Raw genomic sequence first — 23,603 nt, forward strand, 5'->3', positions numbered from 1 at the left:
GCGCAGCCGTGGCGCTTATTGGCCTTGGGTTACGCCCTGGGTGTGGCCGGGGGCGATCGACGCCTGCACGACCAGGGCGGCGGCGCCGATGCTTGCGGCGTCTCGGGGCTGGGCGGACAGTTCGACGACTACCTCGTGGCGGTGCCGGGCGTGGGCGGTCTCGGCCAGGTGGGTGCGCAGGCGGCGGGCGTAGATCGAGCCGGCTATCGCTACGCCGGGGCCGGTCAGAACCAGGCGGCCCAGGTCCAGCAGGTTGACCATCGAGGTCACCGCCGCGGCCAGGTAACCCGCTGCGGCGTCGATCACCTGGAAGGCCTCGGCGTTGCCGCTGACCGCGGCTCGGGCGATCGTGTCGTAGCCGGCGCCGGCCAGGGACGGGACGGCTCGGGCCGCCTCCACCGTGGCGGCCATCGACGCGTAGCGCTCTACGCAGCCTCGATTGCCGCACGGGCACGGGCGGCCGTCGTAGGCGATGGACAGGTGGCCCAGTTCGCCGGCGTCGAAGCTCGCGCCGCGGAAGAGGGCTCCGCCGAAGACCAGGCCGGCGCCGATTCCCTGGGAAAGATAGACGCTTCCGAACGCTTGCTCCCGGGAGACCCGGCGGCTCCAGAATTCGCCCAGCGCGGCGGCCGCCGCGTCGTTCTCCACCAGGATCGGAATGCGCAGACTGTCGGCCAGCGCCGAGCGCACGGCTCCCCATTCCGGGGCGGTGGGCGCCACGATCGCGAGGCCCTCGACTCGGTCCCGGGGCAGGTCGAGACCGGCCGTGAAGTCGTCGAAACGGCCGGCCAGGAACGTTTCCAGGGGGCCGGGACCGAGCGCGACCACCTCGCGGCCGACCACCCCGCCGGTCAGGTCGACGGCCACGCAGGTGACGGTTTCCGGGCCGACCTGGAAACCGATGCCGAAACGGTTCGCCGGGCGGATCGCGAGCAGTTTTCGGGGCTTTCCGCGAATGGAGTCGACCGAGCCGGTCTCGTGGATGACACCGTCGGCGATGAGGTCGCGGACGATGTTGGAGATGGACGCCTGGGTGAGGCCGGTCAGTTCGGCCAGTTCGACCCGGCTGATCGAGGTGGCCGATCGGATCACGTCGACGACGAGGGCACGGCTGCCCGGCCCGGCTACCGGCGTTTCTCGACGTGCCATGCCCGTACAGTATCGCTGGTGAATGGAGCGCAGCGGCGGGTCGGGCTCGTTCTGGCGCGCGCCGCGCGGGTGCTGGGCGAGGAGGCCTACTACCACGAATTTCTCGACGGGCTTGAGCGCGTGCTCACCCCGGCGGGGGTCTCGGTGCTGGTCAAGGTGGTCACCGACCGGGCGGCCGAGGCCGAGACGTACGAGCGGTGGGCGGCCCGGCAGGAGATCGACGGGGTGATCCTGGTCGACCTGCTGCCGGACGACGACCGGGTCGCGCTGGTCGGGCGGCTCGGCCTGCCGGCGGTGGTGCTCGGCGCGCCGTCGACCGCGTCGGGGCTGCCGACGGTGTGGACCGACGACGCCGGCTGGGCGCGGGAGGCGATCCGGTTCCTCGCCGAGCGCGGGCACGAGGTGATCGGGCACATCAGCGGGCCGCTCGCGTTCGCGCACACCCAGCTGCGCCAGGCCGGGGCCGATGAGGAGGCGGCGGCGCGCGGGGTGACGCTGCTGCGGGCCGGCGGCGACTACTCGTACGAGTCGGGGGCGGCCGCGACCGGGGAGCTGTTGGCGAGAAAGCCGACCGCGATCGTCTGCGACAGCGACGTGATGGCGGTCGCCGCCCTCGACACCCTGCGCGGGCACGACCTGGCCGTACCGGGCGACGTGTCGGTGGTGGCCTGGGACGATTCGGCGCTCTGCCAGCTGGCCGTGCCGGCGCTGTCGGCGATGAGCCACGACGTGAGCCGGATCGGCGAGCTGGCGGCGTCCGCACTGCTCGACGCGATGGCCGGGGCGGCCCCGGCCGTCTACGAGGCACCGGCCGCCCACATCGTCGTGCGGGAGAGCACGCGCTAGAAAAAGCCTGCTCAGCAAGGGGAGAACGCAGTCTACCGAGTGCTTAAATTATTAATCTAAGCTTGACATGGCGGCAACAGCCGTCCCATGCTGGCCCGCAACCCCCACCCGAACGACACAGACGGGCAACCGGCATGAATAGACGGCATCTCCTCGGCATGGCCGCCACGCTCACCCTCGTCGCCGGAAGCGCCGGCTGCACCGGCGGCGCGAGCGACGAGGCCGAGCAGGGCGGCGGCGCGATCACCGGCGCGATCACGGTGCTGACCAACCGCACCGACCTGGTCGACACCGCGCTCCCGGCGTACGCGAAGGCGTTCGAGGCGAAATACCCGGGCACCAAGGTCAGCTTCGAGGGCGTCACCAACTACGAGGGTGACGTCACCACCCAGCTCAGCGGCGGCGACTACGGCGACGTCCTGCTGATCCCCAACACGGTCACGGTCGACCAGCTGTCCCAGTTCTTCGAACCGCTCGGCAGCGTCGACGCGCTCAAGGCGAAATTCCGATTCACCGACGAGAAGGCCTACGACGGTCAGGTCTACGGCCTCTCGGTGGGCGGCGTGGCCAGCGGCGTAGTGGTGAACAAGCGGGTCTGGGCCGACGCCGGGATCACCGCTCCCCCGAAGACACCCGAGGAGTTCCTGGCCGGCCTGCGAGCGATCAAGGCGAAGACGCAGGCGACGCCGTTCTACACCAACTACAAGGACGGCTGGCCGCTGAGCATCTTCAACAGTCAGCGGGCGATCCTCGCCGACCCGGCGATCAACGAGAAGTTCCCGGCCGACCCGGCGCCCTGGCAGCCCGGCAAGATCGAGTACGTCACGGACGGCCTGCTCTACGACATCGTGCACGCCGGTCTCAGCGAGAAGGACCCGCTGACGACCAACTGGGAGGGCTCCAAGCCGATGCTCGCGAGCGGCAAGGTGGCGACCATGCTCCTGGGTTCGTGGGCCGTCCCGCAGATGAAGGCGCCCGACGACGTCGCGTTCTGGCCGTTCCCGTACCAGAGCGGCGGGAAGTTCCACTCCCGCATCGAGGGCGACTACAAGGCCGGCGTCGCCCGGACCAGCAAGAACAAGGCGACCGCGCGGGCCTTCCTGGACTGGTACGTCACCGACTCCGGCTTCGCCCGCGACCAGCAGGCCATCCCGACCGCGGTCGACCAACCGCTGCCGCCGGCCCTGCAGGACTTCCGGAACACCGGCGTCGAGCTGCTCGAGATCCCCGCGGCGACGACCAACGCCGGCAAGGAGGACATGATCATCAAGGACTCCGAGATCGACCTGACCGGCAACATCTACCGGCAGAAGCTCATCGACATCGCCCGCGGCGCGGCCAAGGGCGACAAGGAGTCGTACTTCGCCGAGCTGAACAAGCGGTGGGCCGCATCCCAGGCCCGGGTCATGAAGTGAAGCCCTGGCTCTACGTCGCCCCGGCGCTGGCCCTGCTGATCACCTTCACCTACGTGCCGGTGGTGAACATGATCTGGTACAGCTTCCACTACTGGGACGGGCTGTCCACGGTGATGGAACCGGCCGGCTGGGACAACTACGTCCGGGTCTTCACCGACGAACGCTACTGGCAGGTCTTCCGGGTCAGCCTCTACTACTTCGGGGCGTCGTTCGCCCAGATCGCGATCGCCCTCTACTTCGCGACCGTGCTGTCGTTCAGCACCCGGTTCCGCAACCTGTTCAAGGGCATCCTGTTCTTTCCATATCTGCTCAACGGGGTCGCCGTCGGGTTCGTCTTCCTCTATCTGTTCCAGCCCGGCGGCACCCTGGACACCATCCTCGGCGGCCACACCCCGCTGTGGCTCGGTGATCCGGACGTCGCGAACTTCTCCCTGGCCGGCACGTCGGTGTGGCGGTTCACCGGGCTGAACTTCGTGCTCTTCCTGGGGGCGATCCAGTCCATCCCGGGCGAGATCTACGAGGCCGCCGAGATCGACGGCGCGAACCGCTGGCACCAGTTCCGGCACATCATCGCGCCCGGGATCCGCCGGATCATCAGTCTCTCGGTGATCCTGGCGATCTCCGGCAGCCTGAGCGTCTTCGAGATCCCGTTCATCATGACCGGCGGCGCGAACGACACCCGCACATTCGTCATCCAGGCCTACGACACGGCCTTCCAGTTCCGGCAGATCGGGCTGGCCTCGGCGATGGCCGTCGTGCTGCTGCTCATCGTGCTGGCGGTCACCTGGTTGCAGCGGCTGCTGCTGCCCGACGAGGAGGTGGCGCTGTCGTGAGAAGCGTCCCGAAATACCTCTCGCTGATCGTCGCGAGCGTGATCGTGCTGGTCCCGATGGTGGTGGTGCTGTTCGCGGCGTTCAAGACGCACGCCGAGTACAACTCCACCGGACCGCTGACGCCGCCGCGCGACTGGCTCAACCTCGACAACTTCGCGACCGCGTGGACGAACGGGCACATGCTGCGCGGCTTCTGGAACACCACGATCATCCTGGCGATCTCGCTGACCGGCACGGTATTCGTCGGCACTCTGGCGGCGTACGCAATCAGTCGTTTTGCCTTTGCTCTCAAGCGTGTCGTCCTGGGGCTGTTCCTGGTGGCGGCGCTGGTGCCCGGGGTGACCACGCAGGTGGCGACGTTCCAGATCGTCAAGTCGATGGGCCTGGTCAACAGCCTGTGGTCGGCGATCGTGCTGTTCCTCGGCACCGACATCGTCTCGATCTACATCTTCATCCAGTTCATGCAGTCGATCCCGAAGAGCCTCGATGCGGCCGCGATGATCGACGGTGCCGGCCGGTTCACCGTCTATCGGCGGATCATCCTGCCGCTGATGCGCCCGGCCATCGCCACCGTCGTGATCATCAAGGGCATCGCGATCTACAACGAGTTCTACATCCCGTTCCTCTACCTGCGCTCGCCCGACCTGAGCGTCATCTCGACGGCGCTGTTCCGCTTCAAGGGCCCCTACGGCGCGCAGTGGGAGACGATCGCCGCCTGCACCATGATCGTCATCCTGCCGACCGTCGTGATCTTCCTGCTGCTCCAGCGCTTCATCTACAACGGCATCACCGCCGGAGCGACAAAGTGAAAGGATCTTCGATGGATCTCGCCGGCGGTTGGACGCTGTCTGGCCCTCTCACCACCGACGCCGTCGTTCCGGGTTGCGTGCACACCGACCTGTTGAACGCCGGGCTGATCCCCGACCCGTTCCTCGACGACAACGAGAAAGCGGTCGCCTGGGTGGGCCGGGCCGACTGGACCTACACCCGGGACATCGCCTGGGACGGGCCCCGGCCCGACCGCATCGACCTGGTCTTCGAGGGCCTCGACACGGTCGCGGACATCTCGCTCGACGGCGTCGCGCTGGGCGCGACCCGCAACATGCACCGAGGCTATCGCTTCGACGTCACCGACTTCGTCGATGCCACCCCGCGGCCCCTCGCGGTGAAATTCACGTCCGCCTACACCGAGGCCGATCGCGTACGGGCGGAGCTCGGTCCCCGCCCCAACGCCTATCCCGAGCCGTTCAACTTCGTCCGCAAGATGGCCTGCAGTTTCGGCTGGGACTGGGGCCCGACGCTGGTTACGGCCGGCATCTGGCGCCCGGTGCGACTAGAAGGCTGGAGCACGGCCCGGCTGCGGTCGGTGCGCGCGCTCACCACCCGCCACGGTCTCGACCTGCGCCTCGCCGTGGAGCGCACCCGGCCCCAGCCCCTGAAGGCCCGGATCCGGCTGGACGGCAACGAGATCGCGACCGTCCCGGTCCACGGCGACGACGCCACCTGGACGGCCGAGATCCCCGGCGTCGCGCCGTGGAGCCCGGACGACCCGGCGCTGCACGACCTGAGCGTGGTGCTGCTCGACGGCGATCTCGAACTCGACCGCTGGGAACGGCGGATCGGTTTCCGCACGGTCGAGATCGACACCACCGGCGGCGGTTTCGTCTTCCACCTCAACGGCTCGCCGACGCTGATCAAGGGGGTCAACTGGATCCCCGACGACATCTTCCCGTCCCGGATGACCCGCGCGCGATACCGGCAGCGGCTCGGTGAGGCGGCTGCGGCCGGCGTCAACCTCGTGCGCGTCTGGGGCGGCGGCATCTACGAGAGCCGCGACTTCTACGAGGTCTGCGACGAGCTCGGGCTGATGGTGTGGCAGGACTTCCTGTTCGCGTGCGCCTGCTACCCGGAGGAGGAGCCGTTCTACTCCGAGGTGGTGGCCGAGGCGCGGGAGAACGTGGTGCGGCTGTCGTCGCACCCGAGCCTGGTGGCCTGGAACGGCAACAACGAAAACCTTTGGCTGTACGGGGCCGGTGGCTGGGACAAGCAGCCGGGCGGCGACCGGAGCTGGGGTTCGCGGTACTACCTGTCCACCCTCCCGTCCATCGTCGCCGAGCTCGACCCGTCGCGTCCCTACATGGCGGGCAGCCCCTGGTCGGGTTCGTGGGAGCACGAGCCGAACTCGGTCGACCACGGCACCTTCCACTCCTGGGAGGTCTGGAACCGCGAGGACTACCTCCACTACCGCGACTCGGCGCCGCGGTTCGTGGCCGAGTTCGGCTGGCAGGCCCCGCCGGCCTGGCGCACGCTGCGCGACGCGGTGTCCGACGACCCGTTGCTGCCCGACTCCCCCGGCGTGCTGCACCACCAGAAGGCCGAGGACGGCAACGGCAAGCTGGCCCGCGGCCTGGCCCCGCACTTCCCGCCGCCGGCGTCGGCCGAGGCGTGGCACTACCTGACCCAGCTCAACCAGGTACGGGCGATCCGCACCGGCATCACCCACTGGCGATCACACTGGCCGCACACCGCCGGCACGATCCTGTGGCAACTGAACGACCTGTGGCCGGTCACGTCCTGGTCCGCGATCGACGGCGCCGGCCGGTACAAGCCGCTCTACTTCGAACTGCGGCAGCTCTATGCGGCGCGCACGCTGTCGTTCCAGCCGCGCTCGGGTGGGCTGGTCGTGGCGGTGGCCAACGACAGCGATGTCCCCTGGACCGGCCGGCTGAACATCGACCTGGCCTCTTCATACGATATTTCGGAAATATCGGTCTCTGTGGCGCCGCGAACCGTGGCGTTGGTCCCCGTGCCGGACCGGCCGGTCGCATCGGAATTCCTCGTCGCCCGGCTCGACGGTGTCCGTGATCTCTGGTTCGCCGTCGAGGACAAGGACTTCCGGTATGCCGACGCCGGCCTCACGGTCACCGCGGAACCCGTCGACGGCGGGCTCGACGTGCTGGTGCACGCGGCCGGTCTGGCCCGCGATCTGCTGCTGCAGCCGGACCGGATCCATCCCGAGGCCGTCGTCGACCGCGGGTTCGTGACGCTGCTGCCCGGCGAGTCGGCCACCTTCTCCGTTCGCGCACCGGTCGAGCTCGATGCCGGCCTGGTCAAAGCCCCGTGGGTCCTCACCGATCTGGCGACGGCCCTGCGGTCGTAAGGAAAGTCCGTCCCCCAACGGAGGTACGCATGAAGATCCCCCGCCCGGCCCTGGCCGTCGGCGCCGCTGTGGTGCTGCTCGGCGCGGGCATGGTCACCAGAGCCTCGACCGCCGAGGCGTTCGCGGCCACCCCCAAGGCCACCGTGATCAACTACCTGAAGTCGATCACCGGCACGTCGATCGTGTCCGGTCAGCACAACAAGGAGCCGGCCACCTCGCCCGGCCAATACACCCAGCAGGTGCACGACGTCACCGGGCAGTGGCCGGGCCTGTGGGGCGGCGACATGATGTTCCGCTCCGACGACATCGCCAACCGGCAGCGCGTGATCGACCAGGCCAAGACCGAGTGGAAGAACGGCTCGCTGGTCGCGCTGACCTGGCACGCCTGCTCCCCCACGGTCGGCCGCACCTGCGAGTTCGACGGCGGCGTCAAGACGAGCATCACCGCCGCCCAGTTCCAGCAGATCGTCACCGGCGGCACCGCACTGAACACCACCTGGCGCAGCCGGATGGCCGAGGTCGTGCCCTACCTGAAGCAGCTCAAGGACGCCGGCATCCCGGTGCTGTGGCGCCCGTTCCACGAGATGAACGAGACGTGGAACTGGTGGGGCGGCCGCCCCGGTACCAACGGCGGCGCCAAGATCTACCAACAGATGAGGGACTACTTCGACAGCCAGGGCCTGGACAACCTGATCTGGGTGTGGAACGTCCAGGACAACCCGGCCGGCGGCTGGTCGCAGTACTACCCCGGCAGCAACTATGTGGACGTGGTCTCGCTGGACGCCTGGTACAAGAACTACCCGTCCACCGCGGACTACCAGCAGATCCAGTCGATAGCGGCGGGCAAGCCGATCGCGATCGCCGAGATGGGCAAGCTGCCCGACGCGAGCCTGCTGACCGGCCAGCCCCGCTGGGCGTACTTCATGATCTGGTCCGAACAGCTGCGCGGCAACAACACGAACGCCGAGATCCAGGCGGCCTACTTCCACCCGCGGGTCCTGAACCAGGGCGAGGTCCACTTCTGAGCCGAGGCCGCCCGGGGCGAAGGCGCCGGGCGGCCCGCCGAGTCTCTGTCGAGGATCCGACTCGGTGCCCAGGCCCGGCTGCCAGCAGGATGGCGAGGTGCGAAACAACTCGCGGCTCCCGTCGGCGGCGATCGCCGTGGTCGGTGCGGCTCTCGCGGTCTACGCCACCAGCGTGGGGGTGGGCAGCCCGATCCGATGGATCGGGTTCGTGGCGGCAACCGCCGTGTCTCTCCTCGGGATGTGGTTCTCCAGATCCTGGCGTGCCCGGCAAGAGCGCACGCCGTGGGACCTCGATATCGCCATGACCCAGCTGGCCGATGCCGAGCGGAACCGTACCGAAGCCGATCGGCGCGGCCGGGACCAGGAGGCGAGCCTGGTCAAGGCTTTCTGGCGCGGTCAGTCGGGCCGGCTCGGCCCTCGGCGGCCGCTCAAACTGCACGACGATCCGGGCACGCAGATGGTCCATGAGTTCCGGCAACTGTCGTCGCGGCGCATGTGCATCCTCGGCGCGGCCGGCTCGGGAAAGTCGACGCTGGCGCTGGCGCTCATCGAGGGTCTGCTGCGGGAACGGCAGCCCGACGAGCCGGTGCCGGTCCTGCTGCCGCTGGCGGGCTGGGATCCGCGTTCGGAGCCGCTCGAGGCCTGGATCAGCCGCCGGCTGGCCGAGTTGTTCCCCGTGCTGGTCGCGTCCGGCGAGCAGACGGCGTCGATGCTGGTGTCGGACGGCCGGGTGCTGCCCGTGCTCGACGGCCTCGACGAGCTCCCGGCCGATCTGCGGACCGCGGCCCTGGCCCGCCTGGCCGGTTCCCGCCTGGCCCGGCGCCCGTACGTGCTGACCAGCCGAACCGAGGCGTTCGACCAAGCGATGGAATCGACCGGCTACCCGCTGGACATGGCGATCCTCGAACTGCGGCCGATCACCCCGCGTGCGGTCGCCGGCTACCTGAGCCGGCATCAAAGTGCGGACGATCGACGCTGGGATCCGGTGCTGCTGGAACTGACCAGCCATCCGCACGGGCTGCTCGCGCAAGCGCTCTCCGCGCCGTGGGCGGCATACGCCATGCGCATGGCCTACTCGGGTCGCTCCACAGATCCGGCCGAACTGGTGGACTACGACCGGTTCCCCTCGGCCGCGGCGATGGAGGGCCATCTGCTCGACGTCTGGCTCGACAGCCTGGTCGACGGTCCCAGGACGGATGTGGTGCGCCGGGGTCGGGCACGATTCGAGCCGGCCGCGACCCGGCATTGGCTGGCCTGGCTGGCGAACCACATGCGGGACACCGGGCAGCGGCAGGTCGCCTGGTGGGATCTCGGACGGACGCTGCCCAGGCCTCTCCGGCTGGGCACCTATGCGGTTCCTCTTACCGCCCTTCTGTTATTTCTCGACCAGCGGGTCGGCGTGGCGGTCGTGATCACGGCGGCCCTGACCATTCCCCTCGATCAGGCCCGCGGACCGGAACCGCGCCAGCTGACTCGACCGGCTCTCCGGCGAGGTGTTCTCCGCACGGCCGCCGGGCTCGGCGCCGCTGTCGCCCTGGTCACATTCCTGACCCTGGTGCTCCGGCCGTTGCCGATCCGTCCATGGGCGCTGGCCCTGGCGATGGTGCCGGTGCTCGTCGCCGCGATCCTGTACGTAATTGCGGACAGCGTCACCGTCCCGGTGAAGGAGCCCGGCGGAACCTTCACGGAGCAGCTGCACCGCGACCGCCGCGCACTCTGGACCCGGGCTGCTGCCGCCGCCACGGCGGCCGGCGCGTGGACCTCGGCCATGGTGGTGGACACCCTCTCGCACCGCGTGCTGACCGTCTGCGTGGCCGCCGCAGCCACATTCCTGATCGTGGCGATGACGGGCAACGCCTCCGGGCCGTTCGGGATCGCCCGGATCTGGCTGGCTCTTCACGGCCGCATGCCCTGGCGGCTGATCACCTTCATCGCGCACGCCAACACCATCGGCGTGCTGCGGTCGGAGGCCGGGCACATCGAGTTTCGCTACGCCAGCCTGCAGGACATGCTCGCCTCGCCGCAGGCAGTCGATCGCGGGCCGGCCATCGAACCGGCGCTGGCCCGCGCGATTGTCGAAGAGGTGTGCGTACTGCCCGAGGTGGCGGTGCGGCTCGCCGCGGACGACTCGGCCCGTAACGAGATCGAGGATCGGGCTCGAATGATCCTCGCTGAGCGCCCGGATGAGGTGCTCGGCCGGGGCCAGGAGGACCTGGCCCGCTATCGGCTCGCCCACAATCGGTTGGTGCTTGCCGTCGGACGGCCGGGCTGGACCCGGCTCGCCCCGATGTACCGGATCGTGGCCTGGCTCTCGCTGTCGCTGGCCGTCCTCGGGGCGGGACTGCGGTTCCTGCCCCGCCTCGGGTTCGCCGTGGTCTCGGCGGTGGCACTGGTCGGTGCCGCCGTCCTACTCACCCGGGCCCTGCGGCACCGGCGGCGGCTGTCCACATCGGTGAAGCGGGCGCCGCGATGGTGGGACGCGGGGTGGCCGGTGCTGGCCGCGATCGTCGCCGGGATCGCCTTCGCCGTACCGGAGAGGCACGCACATGGCCCGGCGGTTCTGGTCGTCCTGTTCGTCGTCGCCGTCTGCTGGCCGCTGGCCGTCGTCGCGTTGCTGCTGAGCCGGCCGCACGAGCGGGTTCAGCGACGGTTGGCGGGCGACGACCCGACCTACTGGCCGGATGCGCCCGGCACCGGGCAGCTGCGCACGGCCGCGGAGCAAGCACGACAGGACTGGATCACGGCACTCGCCCGGTTCGGGGTGATGCCCTTGCTGCGCTACGAGCTGGCCGCGAACACCGACCTGTTCAGCACCGTGCTGCCCCGGTTCGACCCGAGCCGCCTCGGTGGGGTCAGCCGGGTCGACCAGCTCGTCGAGACCGCGGCGACCCGGCAACTCAGCCGCTATCTGCGGGATCTGAGCAGCGTCAGCGTCGGGATCAGCGGCTCGCGCGGAGCGGGCAAGAGCACGGTGCTGCAGCGGTTCTGCACCGCCCAGTTCACCCGGACCACGGAGGACCTGTTGCTGCTGGTGCCGGCGCCGACGGCGTACGACCGGCGAGAGTTCTTGATCCACCTGTTCGCGGAGATCTGCGAGAAGGTGGTGGGCGATGACGACAGCGACCGGCCACCGCGGCGACGGGTTCTGGGCGCGGCGACCCGGGCGCTACCCGGCGCGCTCGTCGTCGGCGGCCTGGTCACGGCGTTGCTGGCCTGGGCCTGGCCTCGGGTCGTGTCGACCGCGCAGCTGTTCGCCATGGGCAACCGCACGGCGGTCATCGTCGGCGGGCTGGCCGCCACCGCCCTCGGCCTCGCCCTGGCGCTGCTGGGCAGCCGCAGCGGGGACCGCACCGCGCAGCGCTCGGTCACCACCCAGCAGATGGCGGCCGCTCAGCTGCGCCGGCTGCGCTACCAGCTCAGCACCACGGCCATTCGCGGCGGCAAGATCGGGCTGGCGGCCGGCGCGGAGTTCAACGCTTCGGCGAACACCCAGCGGACCGAACTGCAGCGCAGTTACCCCGAGCTGGTGGCCGACTTCCGCGAACTGCTGCAACAGGTCGCGCTCGAGCGCCGCAGCGTCGGCCGCCGGGTCATCATCGGAATCGACGAACTGGACAAGATCGCCTCGGCCGCCGACGCGGAGCGTTTTCTCAACGACCTCAAGGTCATCTTCGGCATTCCGGGTTGCTACTTCCTGGTCGCCGTGTCCGACGACGCGCTGGTGGCGTTCGACCGGCGGGCGCTGGCCGTGCGCACCACGTTCGACAGCGCCTTCGATCAGATCATCTCGGTGCCGCCGCTGGCTCTCGACGAGGCCCGCGAGCTGCTGAGCCTGCGCGGGGTCTTCCTGCCCGAGCCGTACCTGTGGTTGTGCCACGCCCTGTCCGGCGGGCTGCCCCGGGACCTGCTCCGGTCGGTTCTTCAACTCGCCACGACGTCGACCGACCAGCACGACGATCTGCCGGTGCTGGCCCTCAGACTGATCGAGAGCGACGTCCGGTCGGTCTTGCGCGCGCAGCTGCATCAGGCCGAGGTCTCGGCCGACCTCGAGCGGCCCGTGGTGACCGCATGGCTGGCCCTGGGCGCCGACGGTGAGACGTCCAGCGCGATTTTGGAACGGATGGCCGAGTCGGCGCCGGTGCTCGATGCCAAGAGCACCCTGACGCACCTGGTCGCCCAGTCGTGCGGCTACGCCCGCTACGCGGCGACCCTGATCCGCACCTTCGCCGACGAGGCGCCGGGCGCCGTCGACTGGCTGCGCGGGCAGGGCGCGAGCGTCGACCTGCTGGCATCGGCCCGGTCCCAGCTGTCGACCAGCACGGACTCGGCGCTGACCCGGGTGCAGCGGTTCCGCGAGAAGGCGCCGTTCCTCGCCGCGACGGCGCCCGCCGACGGCCAGGTCCAGGCGAACGGAGCAGCCGTTCCGCCGGGCCTCAACTGATCGCGCTCAGGCCTCGCCGAGGACGTGCTGGACGCCGGTGGTCACCGGGATTCCGGCGCCGGTGCTGCTTCCGGAGCGGCCGGTGCTGCTGCGAGCATCGCTCTGACCTCGGCGGCGTCGACGTTCGCGCCGAAGATCGGGGTGCCGGGCTCCATCCGTACGCCCGCGGTCAGGGGCCCGGCCACGACGGGGTCGAAACCGAGCCGGTCGACCAGGACCGACACCTCGTCGGTCTGGTCGCCGGCGATCGCGATCGCCTTGCGCCCAGGCGTTCCGGCCGGACGGGCGCCCTCCTCCAGGTCGTGATAGCCCATGTGGTTGAAGGCTTTCACGACTCGCGAGCCGGGCAGGAACGCCTGCACCAGCGAACTGGAGTCGGCGAGGTCGTCGCGGACGCCGTCGACCTCCCACCAGTAGTTCATGGCGTCGACGACCAGCTTGCCGCGCAACTGCTCGGCCGGGATCGTGCGGAACTTGCCGAGGGGCAGCGCGAGGATCACGATGTCGGACCGCTCGGCCGCCTCGGCCGCCGTCACCACCTTGGCGCCGGGGGTCAGCACCTCGACGATGAGCCGGATCTTCGCGGGGTCGCCGGAGCCGGCCATCAGGACCTCGTAGCCGGCGGCCAGCGCGAGCCGGGCCAGCACCGTGCCGACCTTGCCCGCGCCGAGAATGCCGATCGTGGTCATCTCAACCCGCCAGGATGTCGCGGACCATGGGCATCACCTTCGTGCCGAAGAGTTCGACCGCGCGCATCCGCGCGGCGGCCGGCTGGGCTCCGGCGGTGTAGATCAGATCGAAGCGGCCCACGCCGAGTTTGTCCACCGCGCGGGCGATCTTGCGGGCGACCGTCTCCGGCGCGCCGATGTACAGCGAGCCGTGCTCGACCTCGGAGAGGAACTCCTCGCGGCGCAGCGGCGGCCAGCCGCGCAGGGCGCCGATCCGGTCGCGCATCACCTTGTACGGGGCGTAGAAGATCTCCTTCGCCTCCTCGTCGGTGTCCGCCACGAAGCCGGGCGAGTGCATGCCGACCGGCAGCGCGGTCGTCCCGAGTTGCTCGGCGGCCCGCCGGTACAGATCGACGTAGGGAGCGAAGCGGGCCGGGTCGCCGCCGATGATGGCCAGCATCATCGGCAGGCCGTAACGCGCGGTGCGAACCACCGACTGGGGTGAGCCGCCGACGCCGACCCAGGTGGGCAGCCGGCCGGACTCGGTCTTCGGGAACACGTCGGCCTCGTCCAGCGCGGCGCGGGTGGTGCCGCTCCAGGTGACCGGTTTCTCGTCGAGCAGCCGCACGAACAGGTCGAGCTTCTCCTCGAACAGCACGTCGTAGTCGCTCATGTCGTACCCGAACAGCGGGAACGACTCGGTGAAGGACCCACGCCCGAGAATCACCTCGGCGCGACCGTTGGACAGCGCGTCCACGGTCGCGAACCGCTGGAACACCCGCACCGGGTCGTCCGAGCTCAGCACGGTGACACCGGAGGCGAGCCGGATGCGGTCGGTCTTCCCGGCGATGCCGGCCAGCACGGTCTCCGGCGTGGAGATCGAGTACTCCGGGCGGTGGTGCTCGCCGAGCGCGATCACGTCGACGCCGAGCTCGTCGGCAACCACCGCCTCGTCCACCACCTGGCGGATCGCGGCGGCGTGCGACGTTCCCGCCGGAACGTCGCCGAAGGTGTCGAGGCCGAACTGCAGGTCTGTCATGTCACCCCTCCTATGATTGACACGTCAACCACAGGGGGTGGGAGTTTATGCCCGGGTCACGGAGACTGCCGTCACGTCCGGAACTGGACGTGTGGCGCGACTTCATCGAGACCACCGAGGCGCTGCGCACCCGGATCGGCGGCCGCCTGCTGCACGACACCGGCCTGTCGACCGGCGACTACACCGTGCTGCTCGCCCTCAGCGAGGCCCCCGGCCGGCGCGTGCGCTCCTCCGAGCTGGCCGCCGGCATCGGCTGGGAACGCAGCCGGCTGTCCCACCACCTGGCCCGGATGGAACGCCGCGACCTGATCACCCGCGAGGGCCACACCACCGACAGCCGCGGCGCCGTGGTGGTCCTGGCCCCGGCCGGCGCCGCGGCGTTCCAGGCGGCCACCGTCCCGCACCTGCGGGCCGTGCGCGAACTCTTCGTCGACGCCCTGACCCCGGCCCAGCTGACCGCGGCGGGTGAGATCGCCGCCGCGCTACGGGAGCATCTGCGGTTACCGTGACGACGTGGATGCCGCGGAACTCGCCGAACGGTTCGGGCTGGGCCGCGCCGTGCGACTGTCCGACGGGGCGGTGGCCCGGGGCAAACAGGGCGAGGTGTGGCGGCTCGACACCGTGGACGGGCGCTGGGCGGTCAAGGTGCCGTTCCACCCGCCCGGTCCGGCCGGGGCCGAACTCCAGGAGGCGGCCTGCGCGGCCGGCGTTCCGGCACCCCGCATACGCCGTACGCTCGATGGTCAGATTTTCGCCCTGGTCGGTTCCCACCGGGTGCGGGTCTATGAGTGGGTCGATCTCGGGCGGCCGGATCCGATGGTGGATCCGGCCCTGGTCGGCGCGATCGTGGCCGCTGTCCACCGGGTGCGCCTGCCCGCAGATGGTCCGGTCGAGCCATGGCACACCGCCCCGGTCGGCGCTCTTGCCTGGGACGAGCTGATCGTGCGGTTGCGGGCGGCCGGCGCGCCGTTCGCGGGCCGGCTCGCCGATCTGCGCGACGAGCTGGTCGCCCTGGAGGCATGGCTGGAGCCGCCCGCCGACCTGCAGGCCTGCCATCGCGACCTGTGGGCCGACAACCTCCTGCCCACCCCGGGCGGCGGCCTGTGCGTGATCGACTGGGAGAACAGCGGGCCGGCCGACCCGAGCCAGGAACTGGCCTGCGTCCTGTTCGAGTTCGGGCGCTCCGACCCCGGGCGGGCGCGGGCGCTGACGTCCGCCTACGCCGAGGCGGGCGGGCCCGGGGCGGTCACCCGGGCCGGGCACTTCTCGATGCTGATCGCGCAGCTCGGGCACATCAACCAGCTGGCCGCCGAGCGCTGGCTCGAGGCGGACGACCGCGCGGGCGACGCGGAGTGGATCGCCGAAACCCTGGATGACCCGCACACACGGGAGCGTCTCGCGGCGCTGCTGCCCTAGACTCACCGGCATGCAGGGACGGAAGTCGATCCTCTCGTACAAGTCCGAAGGTTCTGTGCTCAGCCTCTGGTCGAACGGTTCGGTACTGTCGATCGGCTCGACCGGGTCGGCGCTGTCGATCGGGTCGATCGGGTCGTACGGCTCGATCCTCTCGATCGGGTCGTTCCTCAGCGTCGGTTCGGTGCTGTCGGCGGTCTCGATCGCCTCAGTTCTGGCGTGGCGCTCGCGCGGTGCTCTCCTGGCCGCCGGCACCCCCGGCGACCGTCGCCGCAAAGCTCGCAAGTAACCGCAGCGCGTCGGCCGCAGGCGTGCCCGGCTCGGCGCTGTAGGCGGTGAGGGTCAGGCCCGGGTCGGCCGGCATCGGCATGGCCTCGAAACCCAGCTCGAGCCGGCCCACCACCGGGTGGTGGAAATACTTCACGCCGGTGTGGTGCAGGCGCACGTTGTGCGCACCCCAGCGGGTGCGGAACTCGTCGCTGCGGGTGGCCAACTCGCCGATCAAGTCGGTCAGACCCTTGTCGTACGGATCCCGGCCCGCCTCGGTGCGCAGCAGCGCGACCGTGGTGTTGGCCGCCTCGTCCCAGCCCGGATAGAGCTGCTCGGCGCGCGGATCCAGGAAACAGAAACGGGCCAGGTTCACCGGTTCCGCTTCGAAGGCGTACGCGTAAAGGGCGCGCGCCAGGCGGTTGGCGGCGAGCACGTCGAGCCGGCCGTTACGGACGAACGCCGGCGCGTCGGTCATCGCGTCCAGCAGGTGCTGGGTGGCCGGGCGGACCTGCTGCTTGGCGGGGCGGCGGCGGCTTCGCGGGCGGGCGGCGGCACGAGCCAGGTCGTACAGGTGGGAACGCTCGGCCTCGTCGAGGCGCAGCGCACGGCAGAGGGCGTCCAGGACGCTGTCCGACACCCCGGACAGGTTGCCGCGCTCCAGCCGGGTGTAGTAGTCGGGGCTCACCCCGGCCAGCATCGCCACCTCGGCGCGGCGCAGCCCGGCGACCCGGCGGCTGCCGCCGAAGTCCGGCAGGCCGGCCTGCTCGGGGGTGATCCGGGCCCGCCGGGAGGCCAGGAACTCGCGAATGTCGTCCCGGTTGTCCACGTCACCCACGCTACGGTTTCGCCCCGCGGTGAAGGGGGTCCTGCCATTACCTGCTTCGCCAGGCACTCCCTACTGCCCGATCGGCCCGCTTTCATGGAGGACATGCGACAGGCAATCATCCACGCCCCGGGCGACGTCCGCGTCGAAGAGCGCGACCGCCCCACCGTCCTCAAGCCCACCGACGCGATCCTGCGGGTGTCGGCCGCCTGCGTGTGCGGCTCGGACCTGTGGCCGTGGCGCGGCATCGAACCGGTCGGTGACGCCCACGCCATGGGCCACGAGTACGCCGGGATCGTCGAGGAGGTCGGCAGCGAGGTCACCACGATCAGGCCGGGCCAGTTCGTCGTCGGTTCGTTCTTCGCCTCCGACAACACCTGCGAGATCTGCCGGGCCGGCTACCAGAGCCGCTGCGTGCACGCGGAGCTCGTCGGCGGCGCCCAGGGCGAATACCTGCGTGTCCCGCTCGCCGACGGCACCCTCGTGGCCACCCCCACGCTCCCCGACGACGACCTGATCCCGTCCCTGCTGACCGCCTCGGACGTGCTCGGCACCGGCTGGTTCGGCGCGGTCGCCGCCGAGGCCGGCCCCGGCCGGACGGTCGCGGTCGTCGGCGACGGCGCGGTCGGCCTGCTCGCCGTCCTCGCCGCCAAGCAGCTGGGCGCCGAGCGGATCATCGCGATGAGCCGGCACGCCACCCGGCAGGAGCTGGCCCTCGAGTTCGGCGCCACCGACATCGTCACCACCCGCGGCGACGCCGGGGTGGCCGAGATCAAGGACCTGACCGGCGGGCTCGGCGCGCACTCGGTGATCGAGGCGGTCGGCACCCAGGAATCGATGATGCAGGCCATCCGCGCGACCCGCCCCGGCGGCCACGTCGGCTACGTCGGCGTCGCCCACGGCGTCGAACTGCCCGGCATGGAACTGTTCTTCTCCGTCGTGCACCTGCACGGCGGCCCGGCCCCGGTACGGCGCTTCCTGCCCGACCTGATCGACCGGATCCTCCGGCGCGAGATCAACCCGGGCAAGGTCTTCGACCTGACGCTGTCGTTGGACGAAGCGGCCGAGGGTTACCGGGCCATGGACGAACGACGCGCGATCAAGACCCTGCTCAAGCCCTGAAGGTGGCTCCGATGGAACTCAAACCCGTAAGCCCTACGGTGAAGACGCCCGCCGCGTGGTTCACCGGCGACGTCTACCTGACACCGATCCACAGCGGCACCGGCCCGTCGCGGATGACCGTCGGGCTGGTGCGCTTCACCCCGGGTGCCCGCACCAACTGGCACTCGCACGCGGTCGGCCAGACGCTGCACGTCACCGAGGGCGTCGGCCTGGTCGGCACCCGGGACGGCACGGTGTTCCGGATCCACGCCGGCGAGACCGTCATCTGCCCACCGGGCGAGGACCACTGGCACGGCGCCGGCGCCGACACTTTCATGAGCCACCTGGCGATGCTGGAGGCCACCCCGGACGGCGGCGACCCCACCACCTGGCTGGAGCCGCTGACCGACGACGACTACCAGGCCGCCAACCGGGCCTGACGGTGGCCCTCGCGCCCGTGACCCGCAGTCTCACGCTCACCCGATCGCAGGTGGCCGGCGCCCGCGTGGACGGCCCGGTCAGCCTGCAGGACACCCACCTCGGCCGGCACGACGATCGCCCGCCGGCCGCCGACGGCCTGAAACGGAGAGCACCACAGAACGGGAAAGCATGATCGGCTCACTCATTTGGCTCCTCTCTGTGTCAAGACGTGGTCTGCATCGAGGTTCTAAGCTTGCTGTCGGCGGGTTCGGGAAGTGACTTCTCCGAAGAGCCGGTGTGGGGATGAGAGCCGGTCACGCTGGAGTTCGTTGACGTTCCCTGGTGTCCTCCCGAACCCGTCGCCATCGCCACGGTGGCGTCGTTGACCATCTGCCGGTAGACGATGTCGGACAGACGCCGTTTCAGCGCCCGCATCGCTTCCATCGACGTCTTCCCGGCTGCTTTCTTGCGGTCGAAGTAGGCGCGGCCTTCGGTCGGATTGCGCAGCTGGACGGTGGCCATGATGTGCAGGACCCGGTTGATCTGCCGGTTCCCGGCCCGCGACAGCCGGTGGCGGACCTGGTCGCCGGAGGATGCGTCGATCGGTGCGGTGCCGTTCCAGGAGGCGAAGTGCCCGCGGTCCGGGAAGCGGATGATCACACCGACTTCGATCAGCAGCCGGGCGGCGCCGGACGGGCCGATGCCGTGCAGGTCCATCAGCCTGGTGCCGGTAGCGGCGACCAGTTCCTTGAGCTCCTTGTCGGCCTGCTTGGACCGCTGGTAGACCCGCTCGAGGTCAGCGATCAGCTCCGCAGCCACCCGGCGGCGGGCCTTCCCCGCAGCGTCCGCGGCCGGACCGTGGCCAGCAAGACCTTGGCCTGAGCGGCGGACAGGCTCTTCTTCGCCCCACCGGGGACCAGCTCCAGCAGCAGTTGGTGCAGCTGCGACACCATCCGCGTGTGGTCGTCGCCGAGCGAGCGGCGCCGGTCGGCCAGGATCCGCAGCACGGCCAGCTGTTCATCGTTGACCAGCGGCCGCAGCCCCGCCATCCGGGTCCCGACCAGCGCGATGGAATGCGCATCGGTGGCGTCGGTCTTGCGGCCCTGTCCGGTCGCGAACACCCGTGCCCGGGCGGACAGCTTCGGGGGGACGTCGACGACCTGCTCGCCGTCGGCCAACAGTCGGGTGGCGATGTGCCGGCCGATGCCGTGGCAGCCCTCGACAGCCCAGATCCGGTCCGTCCACTGTTGGGCGTACTTGACCATCGCCCGGTAGCCGTCTCGGTCGGTGCCGAACCGGCCAGTGCCCAGGATGGTCTCGTCGCCGGCCATCACCTCGATGGTGGCGGAACGCTCGTGTGGATCCATGCCGATGACCACACGCTGCGACGGGCCCATATGCCCCTCCGTTGCTCGTCCGACGGGTTCGTCGAGCGGGGAGGGCATCGCTACTTTGAGCTGCGCAAACCTCTCTTGAGCCTCTCCCTGCCCTGTAGCGACGCCCGGGACTGCGCAGGCCAAATGAGAGCCACACCAAGGTGGGCAGCCGAAATGAGAGCGACAGCCCGGACGTCTAGACCGCAGCCTGGCCGGGCCGCGGTCCTAGGGCAATAAAACAAGTAGCCGAGATGAGTGCGTCGGATCATGTCAACAGCGTGCGCCATTTCCATGAATCCCGCGCCTTTCAGCGCAATCCCTCCAATAAGCTGGCTCCGGATGTCATCGAAGCATGTACGCGTATTTGGCGCATATTTTTACAGGTCACTCATCCGCCACCCCACTAACCTCGCGCCTTCATTAAGGGTGGCTGCGGGAGGCGGGCCGAAAACGTGAAAGTGCCCTCTGATCTGGGAAGATAGGACTTGTCGAGGGTAATATGCATCCGCCACGGAGGGCACTTTCCACATGCAGGTTGCCGGTCCCCGTCCGAAGATCGTTGCCGCTGCTGACGGTCAGGGTGTCGTCGGGCATGCTGGTGCCCGGCTGTTGGTGGTCGACCTCGCTACGCCGGTTCCGACACGTCACTGCCCCACGCGGTGCCGGTGTAGCCGAGCGTCGGATCGACACGCCAAACCGGATGTCGTGGTAGGCCCCGGGCGGGAAGACACCGGACGATGTCACGGGGTCATCGTCGCAACCCCGGCGCCGGGAGGACTAGATTTCGGGGCCCGCCGCCGCCGGCTGCGGCTGATCGGCGTCGTCGCATGATCCAGCTCGCATAGCAACCACTACCAGGCCGGGCGTGAACCCACCTACGAGTACGCCAGGAGATTCCCTTTGTTCGCGTCGGCCCAGGGCCCACCCGCGCGTCATCCGCCGCCTGGCGGGTTGACTGGCGCGCCGGTGATGGCCTCGGCCTCCTTCAGGAGGATGTCCAGTAGTGGAACGTTGTCGTCGTTGCTCAAAACAACACCGACCCAGCCGGTCTGCGGGTAGATGCTCCAGTCGGCGCCGATGCCAGGGCCCCCGCCACCGCGGCTGAACACCCACTGGCCGTTGACGATGCTGACCGGCATTGTGTACCCGTCGAATGACGTGGGATCCGGGCCGGGGAGCTTGGCCCCGGCGAACAATTCGGCCCAGGGCCGGTCCAGCACAGTGCCATTGCGCAGCGCTTCGGCGAATCGGAGCAGGTCCGGCGCGGTGGCGAAGCCGTCGCCCGAGGCGTGACCGATGAAGCTGCGGCCCGGATTCCTGCCTCGTGTATTCGGGTCCAGGCTGCTCTTGTCCAGGTGGCGGACGGCGTCCACCAAGCTTCCGTCGGCTTGCAGCATGTACGGGTGCGCGATGTGTTTGTCGGTGAGCCACTGGTCCCTGGTGTAGTACGCCGAGCCGGTCATGCCGGAACGCCCGAAGACATGCTCGTGCACGTAGTCCCAGAACGTCATACCGGACACGGTCTCGACAATCTGCGCGGCCATGGCCAGGCCGACGCCGGCACCGGGAAGGTGACCATTGGAGCCCGCACCGGGTACCCCCACCAGGGTCGCCTGCCGGGCCCACCGCTCGTTGTACTTGCGCACCTCCTCCCGGCTGTGGAAGACGCGTTGCCAATCCGGCATCGGAGCATCCATCCCGGAGGTCCCGGTGAGCAGGTGGTGGATGTTCACCCTCTCAGTGATCTCCGCACCAAGTCCCGTCAGGAATGTGCCCACCTTGTCCGACAGCGCCACCCTGCCCTGCTGCGCCAGCTGCAAGACGGCCACCGCCAAGAAGGGCTGGCTCGCCGAGGATAGGTTGAACGCGGTGCGCTCGTGGTTGCGGATCCCCTTTTCCCTGTCGGCCATGCCGTAGGCGCGCGACAGAACCGTCCGCCCGCGGTGCGACAGCATCACGACGCCGGAGAACTTGCCCTCGGCGGCCAGCTTCGCCACGTACCGGTCGTACGCTCCGCCGGGCCGGGTGTCCGGTGGGATCCGGGCGTGCCCGGACGAGTCGGCCGGGGGCGAGTCGGTATGGGTGAGCTTGGCGCTCGCCGGTGGCACTCCGGGCGCCGCCATGCCGGCGGCAGCGAGCCCGCCCCATTTGACAAGTCGTCGCCGGTCGATGCCCTCTTTCGGAACGGGAGCCGAGTCCATGATCACATGCCTTCCTGGTCAGCAGACCGGGCGCGCGGTGATGCGCTGTGGTCCATACCTCCACTGAAGACGAAGGACTGTTGCGAGGCCGTAAGCGATTTTGGATATGCCCGCAATACACCGGATTCCCGCCGGGGCTAGCCTCGCGCCTTCATTAAGGGTGGCTGCGGGAGGCGGGTCGAAGACATGAAAGTGCCCTCTGATCTGGGAAGATAGGACAACAGAAGATCAGCAAGCCGCCTCAACGGCCATGATCAACTGTTAGCGAAAGACCGTCAACTGAGCCCATGCCGTCCGCTCCGCCAGCCGGTGCTCCCATCGCTCATCGGTCAAGAGCAGCAGGTGCAACCACCAGTTCGCTTCCTGCGGTGTCGGCTGATGGTGGTCGAGCCACCGCCGACGCGCCTCCTCGTCCGACCGCAACAGCCGATCGAGTTCCCCGCCAGGGACCATCTCGTCTCGCACCGCGTCAACAGTGCCGCCGCGCACGACGAGAATCAAGAACGCGAACGCGGAGACGTCCCAGCAGCGACACGACGTCCTCGTTATCCGCTGGGCGAGAACAATCCGTTCGGGCGACGTGCCACGGCCGTCAGGGATCGGCTCGTCCTGTGGTCGATCGTCGGCGTGCCATGATCTCCCATGTGACGACCGAGCAGCCCTGGTTCATCGGTAGTTGGATCGGCGTGGTCGAACGGCCGGACACGGTTGACGAGGCAGTCGACCGGAACGACGAATACGCCGGTGTCGCTCTGCTCGCTCTGGTGCTTAACCATCCTGAATCCGCAGTCGTGCTGCCGCGGATCAAGCGGGCGCTCGCGTCACCCAACGCCCGGACGAGGGCCAACGCGCTGCAATCGTTAGGCCACTACGCCCGCCTGCACAGATCGATCGATGGCGAGTTGGTGAAGCGGCTGCGTTGTGCCTTGAATGACCGGACTCCACTACATCGCTCCCAAATCCGTGGTTACGCATTTCACGCGGCAAGCGATGTCGGCATGTTCGTGCGTCGGCGCGACCTTCCTCGGTGGTTGCGCCGACGGTATTCGGGGCCGCGTCATGAGACGAACCGATAGCGTCGTACGGATCATGCGTCGGGGCACTCATTTGCCGCAGAGAGGGGCGCGGGGGGTCGATGAGCATGTCGTCGCCGACCATGTCCTGCACCATGGTGCAGCGAGGTACGAAACTGGACGGGCGGGCGACCGACGTTGACCCGAGCAACGTCGGGACGCGCGATGACTTCGCCTGTTTCCTCTCAGCTGTGCTGGCTGACTTCCGGTCGACCGGAGAGGCCGAGTGGGAGAACGGCACCCTGGATCGCTTCTTCGACGGGGCTGGCGGCGGTCACCGACGCCCATGTTGTCCAAGCGTCGGAGCCTGATCAAGAGCAAGCCTCCTGGCACTTGTTCGCCGAGATCGT

Annotated in this window: 21 protein-coding genes; 13 read left to right on the forward strand and 8 right to left on the reverse strand. The window is 69.5% G+C overall.

Annotation, left to right across the window (positions count from 1 at the left end; genetic code table 11):
- Nucleotides 1-15: 15 nt before the first annotated feature.
- Nucleotides 16-1,149, reverse strand: a complete 1,134-nt coding sequence (locus Ato02nite_RS35935) for an ROK family transcriptional regulator (protein ID WP_213011147.1) — start codon at nucleotides 1,147-1,149, stop codon at nucleotides 16-18.
- Nucleotides 1,150-1,167: 18 nt separating this feature from the next.
- Here Ato02nite_RS35935 and Ato02nite_RS35940 point away from each other — a divergent pair, with 18 nt between their 5' ends.
- The 7 genes from Ato02nite_RS35940 (at nucleotide 1,168) to Ato02nite_RS35970 (ending at nucleotide 12,869) form a co-directional block, all read left to right on the forward strand.
- Nucleotides 1,168-1,995 carry a LacI family DNA-binding transcriptional regulator gene (locus tag Ato02nite_RS35940; protein WP_213011148.1) on the forward strand — a complete coding sequence of 276 codons (828 nt, stop codon included), beginning with the start codon at nucleotides 1,168-1,170 and terminating at the stop codon, nucleotides 1,993-1,995.
- Between the two features lie 134 nt (nucleotides 1,996-2,129).
- Entirely contained in the window at nucleotides 2,130-3,410 is a 1,281-nt protein-coding gene (locus Ato02nite_RS35945) for an ABC transporter substrate-binding protein (protein ID WP_213011149.1), read from the forward strand.
- Nucleotides 3,407-4,243: a carbohydrate ABC transporter permease gene (locus tag Ato02nite_RS35950; RefSeq protein ID WP_246607877.1), complete on the forward strand. Its 837-nt coding sequence runs from the start codon at nucleotides 3,407-3,409 to the stop codon at nucleotides 4,241-4,243. The genes Ato02nite_RS35945 and Ato02nite_RS35950 overlap by 4 nt, the downstream gene beginning before the upstream one ends.
- Nucleotides 4,240-5,052, forward strand: coding sequence for a carbohydrate ABC transporter permease (locus Ato02nite_RS35955; RefSeq protein WP_213011151.1), 813 nt, complete (start codon nucleotides 4,240-4,242; stop codon nucleotides 5,050-5,052). The genes Ato02nite_RS35950 and Ato02nite_RS35955 overlap by 4 nt, the downstream gene beginning before the upstream one ends.
- Before the next feature lie 11 nt (nucleotides 5,053-5,063).
- Nucleotides 5,064-7,403 carry a glycoside hydrolase family 2 protein gene (locus Ato02nite_RS35960; RefSeq protein WP_213011152.1) on the forward strand — a complete coding sequence of 780 codons (2,340 nt, stop codon included), beginning with the start codon at nucleotides 5,064-5,066 and terminating at the stop codon, nucleotides 7,401-7,403.
- A gap of 29 nt (nucleotides 7,404-7,432) precedes the next feature.
- Nucleotides 7,433-8,428, forward strand: coding sequence for a glycosyl hydrolase (locus Ato02nite_RS35965; protein WP_213011153.1), 996 nt, complete (start codon nucleotides 7,433-7,435; stop codon nucleotides 8,426-8,428).
- A 97-nt stretch (nucleotides 8,429-8,525) separates the two neighbouring features.
- On the forward strand, nucleotides 8,526-12,869 hold the full coding sequence (locus tag Ato02nite_RS35970) for an NACHT domain-containing protein (protein WP_213011154.1): 4,344 nt from the start codon (nucleotides 8,526-8,528) through the stop codon (nucleotides 12,867-12,869).
- Between the two features lie 41 nt (nucleotides 12,870-12,910).
- Here Ato02nite_RS35970 and Ato02nite_RS35975 read toward each other — a convergent pair whose 3' ends face one another.
- On the reverse strand, nucleotides 12,911-13,558 hold the full coding sequence (locus Ato02nite_RS35975) for an NADPH-dependent F420 reductase (RefSeq protein WP_213011155.1): 648 nt from the start codon (nucleotides 13,556-13,558) through the stop codon (nucleotides 12,911-12,913).
- 1 nt (nucleotide 13,559) lies between these two features.
- On the reverse strand, nucleotides 13,560-14,576 hold the full coding sequence (locus tag Ato02nite_RS35980; RefSeq protein ID WP_213011156.1) for an LLM class flavin-dependent oxidoreductase: 1,017 nt from the start codon (nucleotides 14,574-14,576) through the stop codon (nucleotides 13,560-13,562).
- A 47-nt stretch (nucleotides 14,577-14,623) separates the two neighbouring features.
- On the opposite strand from Ato02nite_RS35980, the gene Ato02nite_RS35985 reads away from it, so the two are divergent.
- Together Ato02nite_RS35985 and Ato02nite_RS35990 are read left to right on the forward strand one after the other, a co-directional pair.
- Nucleotides 14,624-15,085, forward strand: coding sequence for a MarR family winged helix-turn-helix transcriptional regulator (locus tag Ato02nite_RS35985; protein ID WP_213011157.1), 462 nt, complete (start codon nucleotides 14,624-14,626; stop codon nucleotides 15,083-15,085).
- Nucleotides 15,086-15,089: 4 nt separating this feature from the next.
- The gene (locus tag Ato02nite_RS35990) at nucleotides 15,090-15,992 is read left to right on the forward strand and encodes a phosphotransferase enzyme family protein (RefSeq protein ID WP_213011158.1); all 903 of its coding nucleotides are present in this window, start codon (nucleotides 15,090-15,092) and stop codon (nucleotides 15,990-15,992) included.
- 205 nt (nucleotides 15,993-16,197) lie between these two features.
- Here the strand turns inward: Ato02nite_RS35990 and Ato02nite_RS35995 are convergent, their stop codons facing one another.
- Nucleotides 16,198-17,085, reverse strand: a complete 888-nt coding sequence (locus Ato02nite_RS35995; protein WP_213011159.1) for a helix-turn-helix transcriptional regulator — start codon at nucleotides 17,083-17,085, stop codon at nucleotides 16,198-16,200.
- Nucleotides 17,086-17,187: 102 nt separating this feature from the next.
- Between Ato02nite_RS35995 and Ato02nite_RS36000 the strand changes: the two genes are divergently transcribed.
- Genes Ato02nite_RS36000 through Ato02nite_RS36010 form a run of 3 tightly spaced genes read left to right on the forward strand, consistent with a single transcriptional unit; the run spans nucleotide 17,188 to nucleotide 18,796 of the window.
- On the forward strand, nucleotides 17,188-18,204 hold the full coding sequence (locus Ato02nite_RS36000; protein ID WP_213011160.1) for a zinc-dependent alcohol dehydrogenase family protein: 1,017 nt from the start codon (nucleotides 17,188-17,190) through the stop codon (nucleotides 18,202-18,204).
- 11 nt (nucleotides 18,205-18,215) lie between these two features.
- On the forward strand, nucleotides 18,216-18,623 hold the full coding sequence (locus tag Ato02nite_RS36005) for a (R)-mandelonitrile lyase (RefSeq protein ID WP_213011161.1): 408 nt from the start codon (nucleotides 18,216-18,218) through the stop codon (nucleotides 18,621-18,623).
- A 17-nt stretch (nucleotides 18,624-18,640) separates the two neighbouring features.
- On the forward strand, nucleotides 18,641-18,796 hold the full coding sequence (locus tag Ato02nite_RS36010) for a hypothetical protein (RefSeq protein ID WP_213011162.1): 156 nt from the start codon (nucleotides 18,641-18,643) through the stop codon (nucleotides 18,794-18,796).
- A 29-nt stretch (nucleotides 18,797-18,825) separates the two neighbouring features.
- Here Ato02nite_RS36010 and Ato02nite_RS52030 read toward each other — a convergent pair whose 3' ends face one another.
- The 4 genes from Ato02nite_RS52030 to Ato02nite_RS36025 all read right to left on the reverse strand — a co-directional run bounded on the left by Ato02nite_RS52030 (nucleotide 18,826) and on the right by Ato02nite_RS36025 (nucleotide 22,681).
- A complete protein-coding gene (locus tag Ato02nite_RS52030) occupies nucleotides 18,826-19,422 on the reverse strand; it encodes a transposase (RefSeq protein WP_246607878.1) in 597 nt (198 codons plus the stop codon).
- Nucleotides 19,407-19,970: an IS110 family transposase gene (locus Ato02nite_RS52035; RefSeq protein ID WP_246607879.1), complete on the reverse strand. Its 564-nt coding sequence runs from the start codon at nucleotides 19,968-19,970 to the stop codon at nucleotides 19,407-19,409. The genes Ato02nite_RS52030 and Ato02nite_RS52035 overlap by 16 nt, the downstream gene beginning before the upstream one ends.
- Before the next feature lie 941 nt (nucleotides 19,971-20,911).
- Nucleotides 20,912-22,180, reverse strand: a complete 1,269-nt coding sequence (locus tag Ato02nite_RS36020) for a serine hydrolase domain-containing protein (RefSeq protein WP_213011202.1) — start codon at nucleotides 22,178-22,180, stop codon at nucleotides 20,912-20,914.
- Nucleotides 22,181-22,441: 261 nt separating this feature from the next.
- Nucleotides 22,442-22,681 (reverse strand): hypothetical protein, encoded by a 240-nt coding sequence (locus Ato02nite_RS36025; protein ID WP_213011163.1) that lies wholly within the window; start codon nucleotides 22,679-22,681, stop codon nucleotides 22,442-22,444.
- A gap of 143 nt (nucleotides 22,682-22,824) precedes the next feature.
- Between Ato02nite_RS36025 and Ato02nite_RS36030 the strand changes: the two genes are divergently transcribed.
- Nucleotides 22,825-23,256 (forward strand): hypothetical protein, encoded by a 432-nt coding sequence (locus Ato02nite_RS36030; protein WP_213011164.1) that lies wholly within the window; start codon nucleotides 22,825-22,827, stop codon nucleotides 23,254-23,256.
- Nucleotides 23,257-23,603: the final 347 nt, after the last annotated feature.

This window comes from Paractinoplanes toevensis, assembly GCF_018332695.1.
Lineage (GTDB): Bacteria > Actinomycetota > Actinomycetes > Mycobacteriales > Micromonosporaceae > Actinoplanes > Actinoplanes toevensis.